The following is a 14,439-nucleotide window of genomic DNA, read 5'->3' as shown; positions in this document are numbered from 1 at the left end:
CGCAATGCGAGCCCCCGAAGTCACCGATCGCGCCCGGGCCCCGGGCGCGCCGCAACCCGGACCGTCTCGCGCAGCGCGTACAGATGCGCATCGTCGTTCGACAGGACGCGCACCAGCTCCGGCCGGGCGTCGAGACTGCGGATCAGCCGCTGCTCCCAGGACGCGGAGTGCCCCGCGGTGAGATGCAGGTACTCCGCCTGGCGGTGACCGGCGATCAGATGCGCCCGCGGGCCCGCCTCCCGCAGCGCAGCGACCAGCCCGCCCACCAGGACCGGATCGCGGGGCGCGGCCGTCGGACGCAGGGTGGCGGGGGAGAGCGCGGGCTCGGGCCCGGCCCCGCTGCCGTCGCTCAGCCACAACAGCCGCCCCGGACCGCCGGGAAGCCTCTCCACGTACGCGACGGCCTCGGCCTCGCCGCGGGTGACCCGTTCGAACGGCGCGTCGCCGCCCCTGACCACGAGGAAGCCACCGGTCAGCGCGAGCCCCGCGAGGAGTGCGCCGAGCGGTGCCGCACTCATCCGGCCACGCCCCCGCTCGCCCGCCGAGACCCCGGTACGCGGGAACAGCGCGAGGGCGGCCAGCAGGGCGGTGCCGGGCAGTGCACACGCGAAGGCCTGGACTGCCACGGCCCCGTCCATCGGCCGGAGGACGAGCCCCAGGGCAGGCGCGAACGCCACGACGAGCAACGCACGTTCCGAGTGACCGTGGCTGCGCCGCCGCAACCATCCGTACCAGGCGAGCAGCGGCACCGCGGCGACCAGCACCACCCCGGCCGGCAACAGCAGCTCCCGTCCGGAACCGCCCTCGGTCCCCGGGATCCCGGCCGGCAGACGGAACACCCTCAGCGGCTCGCCGGAGAACCCGGTCCACAGCGCGGTCAGTACCGCGAGCAGCGCCAGCGGCCCGTACAGCTGCGAACGGCGGGCCAGGACGAGCCCGGCGAGGACGGCCAGCATGAACAGGGCGGTCGGCGCATGGGTGACCAGCGCGGCGGCGAACACGGCGACGACGACCGCGGGGACGGCGGTCCGCGCACGGAGTCCTTCCGCGCGCACCTCGGCCTCGTCCGGCGGCCGCTCGTCCGGCTCCGCGATCCGGGCCACCCGGAACGGGACCAGCACCAGGGCCACGAACGCCAGGTGGAGCAGATAGGCGATGCCCTGGGCGGCGTTGCCGTCCGGGCCCGCCCAGGAGCTCAGCACGAAGATCCAGGCACAGGTCCACAGGGCCCGCCAGTCCGCTCGAACCGCCCGCATCATCAGCAACAGGGGCCCCAACGCCAGAAGATGTACGGCCGCCGGCCACCACCGGGCGGGCGTGGCGACGTCCGCCGGGGTTCCCGTTGTGAACTCCGCCAGGATCTCCGCGGCCCCGGACGGCGCGGGAACGGCACCCAACGCGGCCTGCAGGCCGTGCAGGGAGAACAGGGTGGCGAGCAGCGCGGCCGTCAGCAGAGCACGGCGCGGCCGGTCGAGCCGGAGGAGCGAGGCGAAGGCCAGGACGAGCAGCCCGGCACCCAGAAAGGTCGTCGCAGGCAGTACGGAGACGAGTCCCAGGCCGTCCATCCTGTCCAGCTCCTGGTCACCGACGGATCGCAACGGCAGCCAGAACAGAGCGAGCGCGGCGGCCAGCAGCAGACCGATGCCGAGCTCGGGGCCGAGCGGCAGGGGGAGTGCGGGGCGACGGCGCGGGACAGCGGCGGTGTCCCGAGCGGAGTCCACGAGGACACCCGGATTGGCCGACGCGGTCGGGGACGGAGGTGACGTGGGCGAACTCGGTACGGTGGCGGCCTGCGGCAGCGGGGTTCTCAGGGCCCAGGCGGGGCGGTGCTCGGTCATCTCTGTTCTCTCCTGTGCCGATGGGTGCCGGTGGCCGGCGACGGGTGTCCCTGGGCAGTGCGAAGAGCGGGCAGCCGGACTCACCGGACGGGCGCCCTTGCCCGTCCGGTGAGTCCGGCCGTCCTTGGATCAGGCCGGTCCCGAAACCGGTCCGGAGCCGCCGAACCTGCGGCGCGCCCGGCGTACGCCGCGTACGACGGCGAACCCCTTCGTGAGCGTCCGGTCCACGGCGAAGGTACGGGCGACCGCCCGGCCCTCGACCAGTCGTGCGAACTCGGCGGCATCGGTGGTGCGGCGGACCGTCACCCGCTCCAGGGCGTACGGCCCCTGGCGGCGGTGCGCCAGAGCGTTGCCCACGGCGAGGGACTGGGCGAAGCCCGCTGCCCGCACCGCCTGCCGCACCCGACGGCTGGAGTAGCCGTAGGGATAGGCGAACGAGGCCGGGCGCCGGCCCAGTTCGCCGGCGATGATCTCCCGGCAGCGCACGGTCTCGGCCCGCAGCCGCGCGTCGTCGAGCTGGTCCAGCTGGGGATGGGTGTGGCTGTGGCCCCCGATCTCCACACCCGTCGCCGCGAGTTCCCGTACCTGACCCCAGTCGAGCATGGTGTCCGGGGCGCCGCCCTTGTCGTACGCACCGCGCAGCCAGCCGGTGGAGACGAAGACGGTGGCGGCGAAGCCGTGTTCGGCGAGCACCGGCAGGGCGTGCCGGTGCACCCCCTCGTAACCGTCGTCGAAGGTGATCAGCACGGGCCGGGACGGCAGTGGCCGCCCCAGGCGCCAGCCCTCGCCGAGAGCCGCCGTGGTGAGCGGGGTGAAGCCGCGCCCGGCGAGGATCTCCATCTGCGCCCGGAACGCACCGGGCGACACGGAGAGTCCGTACGCGGCGGCGGCCGGACTGTGCCCGACGGCGTGGTACATGAGGATCGGTACGGCCACGCTCACGACGGTTCACCCCGCAGGTCCGGGCCCGGTGCACCGGCGTCTTCCGTGTCCGGGGGCGGCCGTTCGATGGCCGGTACGGAGAACGCAGCCCCGTTGCGCCGGGACCGGACGCTCCCGACGGCGTAGCCGCCCGCGGCGGCCAGCACACCGGTCACGACGGCGCCCGCCCGCCCGGCGCCCCCGGGCCGGCCGAGCAACGCGTCCCGTACGCCCCGCACCACCCCGGCCGGAAGCACCCGGGTGGTGTAGCGCCGCTCGGACTCAAGTCCCTTGTCCGCGCCGACGCTCCGCGACACGAGTGCCTTGGAGAGCCCTTCGGCATAGCAGCGGGTACGGAAGTAGCCGAACCTCTCCCGTGCCGCGGGGACCTTGTGGTGGATCACCGCGCGGTCGTCGATGAGCAGTACCGCGCGGGGCAGCGCGCCGGCGAGCCGGATGCAGAGCTCCGTCTCCTCGCCGCCCAGCGGGCGCTTGTCGCCGTCCCGCCCGATGCCGGTGGCGAAGCCGCCCGCGGCGTCGAACGCCGTGCGCCGGAAGGAGGCGTTGCCCCCGAGGACGTTGCGGACCCGGACCGTGCCGGGCGGCAGCCCCCTGTACGTACACCCGACGACCCAGTCGAACTCCTCGGGAAACCAGGCAGGCCTGCGGCCCGATGACCAGGCGGGCACGGTCCGCCCGCCGACGGCCATCACCTGCGGATCGTCGTAGCCCTTGTCGAAGTGGCGAAGCCAGTCCTCCTCGGCCACGGCATCGTCGTCGAGGAACGCGACGATCTCCCCGCGGGCCGCGGCGATGCCGGTGTTGCGGCCGGCCGAGAGGCCGCGGGGGCCCGCGTTCGCGAGCACCCGCACCGCCCCGGACCGCCCCGGCTGCCCGTACTCCTCGCCCAGCCGCTCCAGCAGCGCCGGATTGTGGTCCACCACCAGCAGGATCTCGCGGGCCGGCAGGGACTGTGCGCGCACCGAGCCGACGGCCGCGAGGATGTCCTCCCAGCGGTCCTCGGTGTACACACAGATGACCACGGAGAAGTCGCGCAGGCTCACAGCACCTGTCCCCGGCCGATGACCGCGGGCACGCCGGCCGTCCGGCGTCCGCCGCGGCGCACGCGCTTCTCCCTGAGGATCACCTTGAGCACCCGGATCCCGTCGCGCACGGCACTGAGGTTGCTGACGCCGTGGATCCGGTTGTACTCGTGACTCGGGACCTCCTGGACCCTGAGTCCGGCCTTGACCACCCGGATGTTCATCAGCGTCTCGATCTCGAAGCCCGTGCAGTCCAGGGTGATCCTGTCCAGGCAGTGCTTCCAGAAGGCGTTGTAGCCGTAGCACAGGTCGGTGTAGCGGGCCCCGAACTTGCGGTTGACGACGGTGCACAGCGCCCAGTTGCCGAGTTTGCGGACCGGCGTCATGTCGTCCGTGCCGCCACCGTTGGCGAAGCGGGAGCCCTTGGCGAAGTCGGCGCCGCCGACCAGGGCCGAGACGTAGCTGACGATCTCTTCGCCGTCCGCGGATCCGTCCGCGTCGACCATCACGATGATCTCACCGGTGCAGGCGGCGAAGCCGCTGATCAGGGCGTCCCCCTTGCCCTTGCCGACCTGCTTGACGACCACGACGTCCGGGCGCAGTTCACGGGCCACCCTGATCGTGTCGTCGGTGGAATTCCCGTCGACGAGCACGACTTCATGAATCCAGTCGGGCAGGGTCTTGAACACATAGGGAAGATTCTCCGCCTCGTTCATGGCGGGGATCACGACACTTACCGGCGGCGCTATCGCGAGATGGGAAGAGATCGGTCGGTATTCGCTCTCCATTCGAGCGACTTCGGTCTCTTCGGTCGTCGATCTGATCGAGGAAGGCAGAACTGAACTCATGAGTCTTTTCCCTCTCGTCCGGTGGACGGCCCGCCCCCGGGCTGTCCGGATAAAGGTCCGGTTCGAAAGGGGGGTTCTCACCCCGGCCATGACGGCATGGCGCTCCGTGCTGGCTGGATGAGCTGGCACAACTGGCCGCACGGCGGCCGACTCGACTGAGTACGGCCGCTGGGCACGGCACCCCCCTACCGCGCCCCGCTCGGTATCCACCGCGGCTGCCTGAGCCCTCCCCTGGAGCCGCCTTGCGTGATGGACCGTTGCGGGTGGATGTACGACGGTATTAACGATTGGAACTATATGGCAAGACCAGCAACGAGGTCTCGCTTTTTCCGGATTTTAGCCTGACTGTCACACTCACGTGCGGAATTGGGACTTCCTATTGCTCCGGTCTTTCCAGATCTTCGGAAGACGGGTCGACAGGAAAATGATCAGCGCTGATACGGAAATGATCAGAACGGAATTCCGCGCTGACCTGCTGTCCAGTGCGGACAGGGCCTGCGCCGCCAGAAGATTGACGGCGAGGGACCCCGAGGCCGAGACGACCAGCCGGCCCGTACGGTCCATGCCGGGCAGCCACGCGGAGAGCGCGGCGGCCGGGGTTGCGAAGAGGTGAAAGAGCGCGAAAGGGGCGCGCAGTGGGGAGTCGAGGCCGGTGAGTGCCAGCACGGCGCCCACCCCCGCTACCGCCACAGCGCCACCTGCCACAAGAGGCAGCACATCTGTCCGAACTGACCCTGTCTCACTACTGATGATCCGCATTGGCGACTTTGCCCCCCAGCGCGCCGGATGCCGGACTTCAATGTGACGTAACGCCAGGAGGGCGTCAAGAAGCACTTGATGAATGGTCTTGGCATGAACACTTCCGGAATCCCGGCCGTGGCTGCTACCACGGAGTAGGCAGAGATCCTGCCCAAGGAGGTTCCATGAAAATGTCCAGACTCGTGGCGTTCTCGTCCTCTCTCCTGCTCGGCACCGTTCTCGCTCTGACAGGGGCCGGTGTCGCCCACGCCGAAGAATCCGTGGCCGCAGTCGACTACGTGGCTCTCGGCGACTCGTACTCCTCCGGCGTGGGTGCCGGCAGCTACGACAGCGCCAGCGGGGGCTGCAAGCGCAGCACCCGGGCCTACCCCGCCCTCTGGGCCGCGGCCAACGCGCCCGCCTCGTTCTCCTTCACCGCGTGCTCGGGTGCACGGACGGCCGATGTGACGGCCGGTCAGCTCGGGCCCGTCAACTCCTCGACGGACCTCGTCTCGATCTCCATCGGAGGCAACGACGCGGGCTTCGCCGACGTCATGACCACCTGTGTCCTGCAGTCCGAGTCCACCTGTCTGAGCCGGATCGCCACCGCCCGCTCCTTCGTCGACTCGACCCTGCCCGGCCGGCTGGACTCGGTGTACTCGGCGATCAGCGCCAGGGCGCCCGCCGCCCGTGTCGTCGTCCTCGGCTATCCCCGCTTCTACAAGATCGGCGGCAGCTGTCTCGCCGGTCTCAGCGAGAAGGAGCGCACCGCCATCAACGGCGCTGCCGACTACCTCAACGCGGCCACCGCCAAGCGGGCCGCCGACCACGGCTTCACCTTCGGTGATGTCACGTCCACCTTCACGGGCCACGAGATCTGTTCGGGCGGCGCCTGGCTCCACAGCGTGAACTGGCTCAACATCGGTGAGTCCTACCACCCCACCGCCGCCGGACAGTCGGGCGGCTACCTGCCGGTCTTCAACTCGGCGGCCTGACACCGCCCGTAGTCGCACAGCGCGAACAGGCCCGGTCGTCCGCCGGGGAGGAGGCCTCGTCCGCCGGAGGTCTCCTCCCTCCGGGGATTCGGTGACCGACCGTCAACCTCCGTATACATGTACGTAATCCTGCAGCCGGGATACACGGGTGTCATCGCGGGGCGATAGGGTTAACCTGCCCGGGCCGGGTGCCCTCGTACGGGTGGGGAGTGACATGGAACAGATAACGGTGCGCAGCAGGGCGCGTGTGCCTGCCATTACATGTGGGAGCAGTGCGACCAGTTCGCGCCTCGACCGCCATCTCGCAGTGCTGGGCGGCCCCGCCGTTCCGCAGCGCGAGTCCGCGGAAGCGACGCTGCTGATGCTCGAGCTCACCTCGCGCGATGCCGGACACACCCGCAGGAGCAGGAGCGCGCGTGTCTCGCTCTTCGCGCCGCTGCGGCGACTGCGCCGCTCGCTCTTCGGCAGCCGCCGCTGATCCGACGGCTTGTCACGACCGGTCCGGCCCACCGCTCAGGGTCGTACCCGCGATCACTCCGTCCCGGCGCAGTGCTGCTGTCTGCCCGTCCGTCATCCCCAGGGCCCGCAGCGTTGCGTCGGTGTGTTCACCCAGCGCCGGTACGGCACCCATCGGCGTCTCCGCTCCGCCCGGCAGCGTGATCGGCGGCAGCAGTGTGCGCAACGCGCCGACCGGTGAAGCCACTTCCCGCCACCGGCCCCGTGCGGCCAGCTGAGGGTGCGCCGCCACGTCCGCGACGGTGTTCAGCCGGGCGCAGGCGATCCCCGCCGCGTCCAGCCCGGCGAGCGCCTCCGTACCGGTCAGCCGCCCGAGTGCTTGCCCCACCACCGCATCGGTCCGCTCCCGGTTCGTCGTCCGGGCGGTGTTCGTCGCGAAGGCCGGATCGTCCGCGAGCTCCGGTTGCTCCAGTACCTGTTCGGCGAGGCGCCGCCACTCCCGGTCGTTCTGCACGGAGAGCAGCACCTGTTCCCCGTCCGCGGTGCGATACGCGTCGTACGGGGCGATGACCGCGTGCGCGAGCCCCGTGCGCGCCGGGGTTTCACCTCCATGCATCCCATGGTGCAGCGGATGCCCCATCCACTCGGCCAGTGAGTCCAGCATCGAGATCTCCACCGGACCGCCGCGTCCCGTGGTGGCGCGCCGCAGCAGCGCCGCGAGCACACCGGAGAAGGCGTACATCCCGGCGGCGATGTCGGCGGCGGGAATCCCGGCCTTGACCGGCTGCCCGGGGGTTCCCGTGACGGACACCAGGCCGGCCTCGCACTGGACGAGCATGTCGTAGGCGCGCTTGTGCGCGTAGGGCCCCTCGGCGCCGTAGCCGGAGATGTCCACGGCCACCAGACGCGGGTGTGCGGCACAGAGGGCGGCGGCGTCCAGTCCGAGCCGTGCGGCCGCTCCCTGCGCCAGATTCTGGACGAACACATCGGCGTCCGCGACGAGGCGGCGCACCACGGCCAGCCCGCGAGGGTCCTTGAGATCGATCGCGACGGACTCCTTGCCGCGGTTGCACCAGACGAAGTGGGAGGCGAGCCCGCGTGCCGCGGTGTCGTAGCCGCGGGCGAAATCGCCTCCGTCGGGTCGTTCGATCTTGATGACCCTGGCGCCGAGGTCGGCGAGCTGACGGGTGGCGAAGGGGGCGGCGACGGCCTGCTCGACCGCGACCACGGTGATGCCGTCCAAAGGGAGGGGCTGAGTGCTCATGAGCACCGTACCTACCTTGTACGCAGTACTTCTGTCATCCCGTCCGCCCCCGCTCACGGGCGTTCGTGGTTCAGCCCGTGCCGCGCGCGTAACGGCGCACGGTCAGCGGGACGAACACGGCGAGCAGGACGGCCGCCCAGGCCAGCGTGCCGGCCACCGGGTGCGCGACCGGCCAGGCAGCGCCTTCGGCCGGGGTCGCGTTGCCGAAGAGTTCGCGGGTGGCCGAGGCCAGGGCGCTGATCGGATTCCACTCGGTGACGGTGCGCAGCCAGCCCGGCATGTTGTCCGTCGGGATGTACGCGCTGGACAGCAGCGGCAGGATGAAGGTCGCACTGCCCAGCTGTCCCGCGGCCTCCTCGTTGCGGATGAGCAGGCCCAGCCAGTAGCCCGCCCACGACGTGGCGAACCGGAAGAGCAGCAGCAGCCCGTACGCCCCGAGTGCGGCAGCCGGGCCGCCCTCGATCCGCCAGCCCGCCGCGAGCCCGACGAGCATCAGCGGGATCATGCCGACGGCCGTGGTCAGCACCTCGGCGCCGGTGGAGCCGAGCGGTACGGCGGCCCGGCTCGTCGGCAGCGTACGGAAGCGGTCCATCACCCCGCGGTCGCAGTCCTGCGCCGCCTGGAACATTCCGGTCATGAGGCCGTTGGCCGCTGTCGCGGCGAGAAGGCCGGGCACCAGGAAGGAGCGGTACTCCTGCCCCGGGACAGCCAGTGCGCTGCCGAACACGTAGCCGAAGAACAGCAGCATCGTGATCGGCATGGTCTGGGTCAGGATCAGTACACCGGGCGCGGCTTTGATCTTCTGCAGATGACGGCCCACCATGGCCAGGCCGTCGGCCGTCAGGGAGCCCGTGACGGGCGGCGGGTTCTGCTCGTGGACCAGGGTCGTGGCACTCATGCTGCCGGCTCCTTCGGTGCGCGGACGCCGCCGCGGTCGGTCAGGCGGAGGAAGGCCTCGTCGAGGGTGGGCGGGCGCAGGCTCGCATCGATCACCGGGACGCCCGCGGCGTCCAGTTCGCGGACGATGCGCGGCAGGGTGAGGGTGGCGTCGGACGCGACGACGCCGATGGTGCGGTGCTCGTGGTCGAGTGTCGGTTCGGCGCCGGTCAACCGGTCGAGCACGGCCGCCGCGGCCCCGAGCGCCGACTCGTGTGCGACGACGACCTCCGCGTAACTGCCGATGAGGGACTTGAGCTCGGCCGGGGTGCCCCGGTGGGCGGCCCGGCCCCGGTCGATCAGCACGATGTCGTCGGCCAGCTGGTCGGCCTCCTCCAGATACTGCGTGGTCAGCAGGACCGTGGTGCCGCGCTGCGCCAGTTCGCGTACCGCCCCCCAGATCTGGTTGCGGCTGTGCGGGTCGAGTCCGGTCGTCGGCTCGTCGAGGAAGAGCACCTGCGGGCGGGTGAGGAGACCGGCGGCGAGGTCGAGGCGGCGGCGCATACCTCCCGAGTAGGTGCGGGCGGGGCGGTCGGCCGCCTCGGTCAGCCCGAAGTGTTCGAGGAGCTCGTCGGCACGCGAGCGGCCCGCGGGGCCCCGGAAGCGGAGCAGTCGCGCGAAGAGCCGGAGGTTCTGCCGCCCGGAGAGCTCGCCGTCGATCGAGGTGCTCTGTCCGGTGACTCCGATGGCCGCGCGCACCGCGGCGGCCTCGCGGACCACGTCGTGGCCGGCGACCCGTGCGCTGCCGCCGTCCGGGCTCGTCAGCGTGGTGAGCAGCCGGACGGCGGTGCTCTTTCCCGCGCCGTTCGGCCCCAGCACACCGCAGACGGCGCCCTCGGCGACGGCGAGGTCGAGCCCGCGCAGGGCGTGGACGTCTCCGTACGTCTTCTCCAGACCTTCACTAAGTACAGCGTACGTAGTTGTCATGGGTCTACCGTAGCGCACTACGTACGGTGTACGTAACTACGATGGTGAGCGAGGTGATGACCGATGGCGGGGCGACCCCCTGTACCCGAAGTGATCTGGGCGCGCCCCGAGCGTGCGGGCCGCGGGCCCAAACCCGCGTTCAGCCGCGCGGACATCGCGGCAGCCGCCGTGCGTATCGCCGACGCCGAGGGCCTGGACGCGGTGTCGATGCGCAAGGTGGCCGCGGAACTGGGCTGCGGCACGATGTCGCTCTACAACTACGTGCCGCGCAAGGAGGACCTGTACGAGCTGATGCTCGATGCGGTCAGCGGCGGGTACGACCTGCCGGAGAAGCCGTCCGGCGACTGGCGTGCCGACATGATTGCTCTCGCGCGCCAGGCCCGCGCGATGATGCACCGCCACACCTGGGTGCCGCGGCTGATGTCACCGGTCTACGGATTCAGCCCGAACGTGCTGGCCTACATGGAGTACTCGCTGAGCTGCCTGGAGGGGCTCGATGCCCGGTTCGGCGAGAAGATGGAGCTCATCGCCATGGTCAACGGCGTGGTCACCACCTATACGGCCAACGAGATCGCCACGGCCGAACGCAGCCGCTCGCTGCCCTGGACCGAGGAGCAGGAGCACGCGGCCCGCACCAACTATCTGATCAGCCAGATCACGACCGGCAAGTACCCCCGCCTGGCGGCCGGGTTCGCCGAGGACCCCGGGCCGATCGATCTGGAGGGTGTCTTCGACCGGGCGCTGGGCCGGGTACTGGACTCGTTCGAGCGGTAGCGGCCCGCCGGGGCGGTCACAGCAGCGCGAACTGCCCCTCCGGGCCCTCCTCGTGATGGTCCAGCACGGAGGCGGGCCGCCGGGCCGTCACCGGAGCCGGCACCACCCCGGCCGCCCGCAGCGCGGAGCGGGCGATGGCGGGCTCCAGGGCGAGCCGGTTCCGCAACGTGGCCTGCGCTGCCTGCAGTTCGGCGAGCAGGGCGAGAACGGTGATCAGTTCGAGCAGCTCAGAGGTCCACTCCTGCGGCCAGTCGCGCGGGTGCAGCGCCTCCAGGCCTTCCGGCGCGTCCTGCGCCGTGCGGCGCCCGAACCAGAGCTCCAGCATCCGGACGCCGCTCACCCGGAACTCCCACGCTCCGGCCGGAACGGGTGAGATGCGCCCCTCGCCGGGCCCCTCGCCGAGCGTGAGCACCTCGTCGCCGGGGTCGTAGCGCAGCGCGGACGGCCGGGGCGGTAGCGCGGCCCGCACATAGGGCCGGCGCCCGCCCGGCAGCCGGGGGCGCTGCCCGCCTCGTGCCCCGCGCAGCTGCAGGCGCAGCAGCTCCCGGCCGAGCTCCACACCCTCGGCCCACAGGGCGCCGTCGGCGGGCAGCGGTACGAGGCACCCGGCGGGGGAGGGGCGGGCGGCGGCGAGGGTCCAGGCAAGCACGGACTCCGGGTCGACCGGGGCCGCGTACCGGGCGCCCAGCAGGCTGAGCAGGCCCGGCGCGAGATTGGGCTCCCCGCCGCCGGGACGCCGGTAGAGCGGCCGTATCCGTCCCGGCCGGCCCGCGGGGGAGTGCCCGTCGGGCAGCAGCGCCGTCACGGACAGGGCCGGGCCTGTGTCCTGCGGTACGTATCCGTGCTCGACCGCGAAGACCTGGTGCTCGTCGGCGACCCGCCACAGCTCGGGGCGGGCCGCGTCGAGCAGCCGCTGGTCGGGGATCAGCCACTGCTCGTCGAAGGGGCCGTGCAGGATCCGCACGGGTTCGGGATACGGGCCCGGGTCCCGGGCGAACCTGCCCGTCGCGGTGGTGCGGCCCGGCAGCGCCGCGGCCGGAGTCAGGGGGGTACGGGAGCGGCTGGAGCGGAACAGCCGTTCCTGCTCAGCGCCTTCGGCCCGTACCAGCAGGTCCCAGCGGGCCCTGAGGGAGGCCGCATGCGGCGCGGTCACCCAGGGGCGCCCCGTTCTCAGGGGCCGCACCGACCAGGGCATGAGGTCGTCGAGCAGCGGGATCCCCTCGTCCCCGCCGGCTCCGGCCGCCACCCGTGCTGCCACCGTGTCGTCCTCCCCGTCGCCACGTCCGCCGCCCAGGGCATCGTAACGGCGGGCGGTCGGGGCGGGGCGGTCAGTGCGCTTCCACCGTCACGGAGAAGGAGAAGCGGTCCCCCCGGTACCGGATCCGTGCCACGTCCACCACCCGGCCGTCGTCGTCGTACGTCACGCCGGTGTAGTGCAGGATCGGGCTGAGCAGCGGGACCTGGAGCAGCTCCGCCGTGGCCGGGTCGGCGAGGCGGGCCTCGACCGTGTCCGTGATCCGGGAGATCCGTACGCCGACGGCATCGCGCAGCACCTTCGTCATCGGCCAGCGCTCGAGATCGGCCACGTCGATCCCGGCCGCGACGTCGGGACGCACCGCGTTCTCCGCCCAGTTCGTGGGCTCGCCCGTTTCGTCGTCGCAGCGCAGCCGCCGGTAGCCGACCACCTCGGAGCAGTCGGGGAAGAACTCGGCGAGATCGCCCGGGACGGGGGCCGGACCATGACCGAGGACGGTGGTCCGCTCACCCGACTGCTGGGCGACGATGGCGTCGATCGAACCCAGCAGCCGGACCGGTGACACCCGCCGGGCGCGCGGCTCGATGAACGTGCCGCGCCGCCGGTGCCTGCTGATCAGGCCCTCCGTCTCCAGCTCCTTGAGCGCCTGGCGCATGGTCAGGACGCTGACGCCGTAGTGCGCGGCGAGCTGCTCCTCGGTGGGCAGCCGCGGCGAGGCGTCCTGGGGGCGGCCCAGTATCGAGGCCCGCAGCGACTGCGAGACCTGGTACCAGAGGGGCAGCTTCCGGTTCAGCACGAGGGAGTCGGGGGCGAAGGCCGGGGTGTGAGTCACCTCGTTCACCTGATTCATCCGGTTCATCTGGGCTTTCTGGGCAGTGGCCGGCTGCGGGGGTTCACGGCCGGAAGTTGCGGCTCAGACCCTGCCACACCTCGTCGTACCCGTGCTGCAGATGGTCCGCGGCCGAGGCCTGGGCGGTCGCCGTGACCGGCCAGCGGGTCTCGAACATGAACGCCAGCCCGTCGTCGATCTTCTGCGGCTTCAGCTCCGCCGCGCTCGCCCGGTCGAAGGTCTCACGGTCCGGTCCGTGCGCCGACATCATGTTGTGCAGCGAGCCGCCGCCGGGCACGAAGCCGCCCGCCTTCGCGTCGTACGCGCCCTCGATCAGTCCCATGTACTCGCTCATCACATTGCGGTGGAAGTACGGCGGGCGGAAGGTGTCCTCGCCGACCAGCCAGCGCGGGGCGAAGACGACGAAGTCGACTCCGGCCAGCCCAGGGGTGTCGGACGGAGAGGTCAGCACGGTGAAGATCGACGGATCCGGGTGGTCGAAGCTGATGGTGCCGAGGACATTGAAGCGGCGCAGGTCGTAGACGTACGGGGTGTGGTTGCCGTGCCAGGCGACGACGTCGAGCGGCGAGTGGCCGTACGTCGCCGACCAGAGGTTCCCGCAGAACTTGTTGACGACCTCGACCGGTCCCTCACGGTCCTCGAACGCCGCGACGGGCGCCAGGAAGTCCCGCGCGGCCGCCAGGCCGTTGGCGCCGATCGGGCCCAGGTCGGGCAGGACGAACGGCTGCCCGTAGTTCTCGCAGACGTAGCCGCGGGCGGTGGCGTCCAGGAGCTCGACCCGGAAGCGGACACCGCGCGGGACGAGTGCCACATGGCCCGGTTCGACGCGCAGCAGGCCCAGTTCGGTACGGAGCAGGAGGCCGCCGCGCTCGGGCACGATCAGGAGCTCACCGTCGGAGTCGCTGAACACCCGGTCCGTCATGGAGGAGTTCGCATGGTAGAGGTGAACGGCCATCCCGGTGCGCTGCGCGGCGTCGCCGTTGCCGCCCAGCGTCCACAGGCCGGCCAGGAAGTCCGTACCGGGCGAGGGCTCGGGGAGCGGGTCCCAGCGCAGCCGGTTGGGGTCGGGAACCGTCTCGGTGAAGGGCGCGGTGCGCAGGGTGCCGTTGTCGACACGGACGAACGGGGGATGGGCCGCCGAGGGGCGGATCCGGTAGAGCCAGGAGCGGCGGTTGTGTGCGCGGGGTTCGGTGAAGGCCGAACCGCTCAGCTGCTCCGCGTAGAGACCGAGCGGCGCGCGCTGCGGAGAGTTCCGGCCGTGCGGCAGGGCTCCGGGCACTGCCTCCGAGCTGTGCTCGTTGCCGAAACCGGCACTGCAGGTGAGGGTCTCCGCCGTCTTCCTGGCCTGTTCGATGCCGCTCATCATGCGCTCCCGGTGGAAGAGGAATCCCGCGGATCCCCCGACGAAGAATCCTATGGACAACCGTAGGAATCGAAACGCTGCCCGTCAACGGCATACGGAGAGCGCGGCGCCGTGTCCGTGACGGCCGATGCGACGACGCGGCGGGATCAGGCGCGGATACGGGCGCTGAGGGCCGGGTGATGCGGGCCGGGCTCCGTGGCCCGCCCGGCCGGGCGGGACCCCCCGGCCGGG

At 71.6% G+C, this 14,439-nt stretch carries 14 protein-coding genes; 3 read left to right on the top strand and 11 right to left on the bottom strand.

The genetic code is table 11. The annotated features are described in order from the left end of the window. Positions 1–20 precede the first annotated feature (20 nt). The 5 genes from ACFWBQ_RS04680 to ACFWBQ_RS04660 all read right to left on the bottom strand — a co-directional run bounded on the left by ACFWBQ_RS04680 (position 21) and on the right by ACFWBQ_RS04660 (position 5,340). Positions 21–1,838 carry a hypothetical protein gene (locus tag ACFWBQ_RS04680; protein WP_385483827.1) on the bottom strand — a complete coding sequence of 606 codons (1,818 nt, stop codon included), beginning with the start codon at positions 1,836–1,838 and terminating at the stop codon, positions 21–23. 129 nt (positions 1,839–1,967) lie between these two features. Further along, positions 1,968–2,756, bottom strand: a complete 789-nt coding sequence (locus ACFWBQ_RS04675; protein ID WP_385484006.1) for a polysaccharide deacetylase family protein — start codon at positions 2,754–2,756, stop codon at positions 1,968–1,970. Between the two features lie 20 nt (positions 2,757–2,776). After that, on the bottom strand, positions 2,777–3,823 hold the full coding sequence (locus ACFWBQ_RS04670) for a glycosyltransferase family 2 protein (RefSeq protein ID WP_385483825.1): 1,047 nt from the start codon (positions 3,821–3,823) through the stop codon (positions 2,777–2,779). Continuing rightward, entirely contained in the window at positions 3,820–4,590 is a 771-nt protein-coding gene (locus ACFWBQ_RS04665; protein ID WP_385484005.1) for a glycosyltransferase family 2 protein, read from the bottom strand. The genes ACFWBQ_RS04670 and ACFWBQ_RS04665 overlap by 4 nt, the downstream gene beginning before the upstream one ends. Positions 4,591–5,004: 414 nt before the next feature. Continuing rightward, positions 5,005–5,340, bottom strand: a complete 336-nt coding sequence (locus ACFWBQ_RS04660; protein ID WP_385483824.1) for a hypothetical protein — start codon at positions 5,338–5,340, stop codon at positions 5,005–5,007. Between the two features lie 233 nt (positions 5,341–5,573). Here ACFWBQ_RS04660 and ACFWBQ_RS04655 point away from each other — a divergent pair, with 233 nt between their 5' ends. Next, positions 5,574–6,383 carry an SGNH/GDSL hydrolase family protein gene (locus tag ACFWBQ_RS04655; protein WP_385483822.1) on the top strand — a complete coding sequence of 270 codons (810 nt, stop codon included), beginning with the start codon at positions 5,574–5,576 and terminating at the stop codon, positions 6,381–6,383. A gap of 214 nt (positions 6,384–6,597) precedes the next feature. Continuing rightward, entirely contained in the window at positions 6,598–6,861 is a 264-nt protein-coding gene (locus ACFWBQ_RS04650; RefSeq protein WP_385483820.1) for a hypothetical protein, read from the top strand. A gap of 12 nt (positions 6,862–6,873) precedes the next feature. Here ACFWBQ_RS04650 and ACFWBQ_RS04645 read toward each other — a convergent pair whose 3' ends face one another. From ACFWBQ_RS04645 to ACFWBQ_RS04635, 3 genes are all read right to left on the bottom strand, one after another. Next, complete coding sequence (locus tag ACFWBQ_RS04645; RefSeq protein WP_385483819.1) at positions 6,874–8,103, bottom strand: CaiB/BaiF CoA transferase family protein; 1,230 nt, start codon at positions 8,101–8,103, stop codon at positions 6,874–6,876. A 70-nt stretch (positions 8,104–8,173) separates the two neighbouring features. Then, positions 8,174–9,001 (bottom strand): ABC transporter permease, encoded by an 828-nt coding sequence (locus ACFWBQ_RS04640; RefSeq protein ID WP_385483817.1) that lies wholly within the window; start codon positions 8,999–9,001, stop codon positions 8,174–8,176. Beyond that, positions 8,998–9,966 (bottom strand): ATP-binding cassette domain-containing protein, encoded by a 969-nt coding sequence (locus ACFWBQ_RS04635; protein ID WP_385483816.1) that lies wholly within the window; start codon positions 9,964–9,966, stop codon positions 8,998–9,000. Before ACFWBQ_RS04635 ends, ACFWBQ_RS04640 begins: the two co-directional genes overlap by 4 nt. Positions 9,967–10,029: 63 nt before the next feature. On the opposite strand from ACFWBQ_RS04635, the gene ACFWBQ_RS04630 reads away from it, so the two are divergent. Continuing rightward, positions 10,030–10,740, top strand: coding sequence for a TetR/AcrR family transcriptional regulator (locus tag ACFWBQ_RS04630; protein ID WP_385483814.1), 711 nt, complete (start codon positions 10,030–10,032; stop codon positions 10,738–10,740). Positions 10,741–10,756: 16 nt separating this feature from the next. Here the strand turns inward: ACFWBQ_RS04630 and ACFWBQ_RS04625 are convergent, their stop codons facing one another. The 3 genes from ACFWBQ_RS04625 to hmgA all read right to left on the bottom strand — a co-directional run bounded on the left by ACFWBQ_RS04625 (position 10,757) and on the right by hmgA (position 14,208). After that, positions 10,757–11,998, bottom strand: coding sequence for a type ISP restriction/modification enzyme (locus ACFWBQ_RS04625; protein WP_385483812.1), 1,242 nt, complete (start codon positions 11,996–11,998; stop codon positions 10,757–10,759). Between the two features lie 70 nt (positions 11,999–12,068). Beyond that, a complete protein-coding gene (locus ACFWBQ_RS04620; RefSeq protein ID WP_385483810.1) occupies positions 12,069–12,854 on the bottom strand; it encodes a GntR family transcriptional regulator in 786 nt (261 codons plus the stop codon). A gap of 34 nt (positions 12,855–12,888) precedes the next feature. Next, the gene (gene hmgA / locus ACFWBQ_RS04615; protein ID WP_385483808.1) at positions 12,889–14,208 is read right to left on the bottom strand and encodes a homogentisate 1,2-dioxygenase; all 1,320 of its coding nucleotides are present in this window, start codon (positions 14,206–14,208) and stop codon (positions 12,889–12,891) included. Positions 14,209–14,439: the final 231 nt, after the last annotated feature.

It is taken from the genome of Streptomyces sp. NPDC060035 (genome assembly GCF_042736635.1).
Taxonomy (GTDB): Bacteria; Actinomycetota; Actinomycetes; order Streptomycetales; family Streptomycetaceae; genus Streptomyces.
The sequence above is the reverse complement of the archived record's forward strand: the minus strand, read 5'-3'. Positions and strand labels throughout refer to the sequence as shown.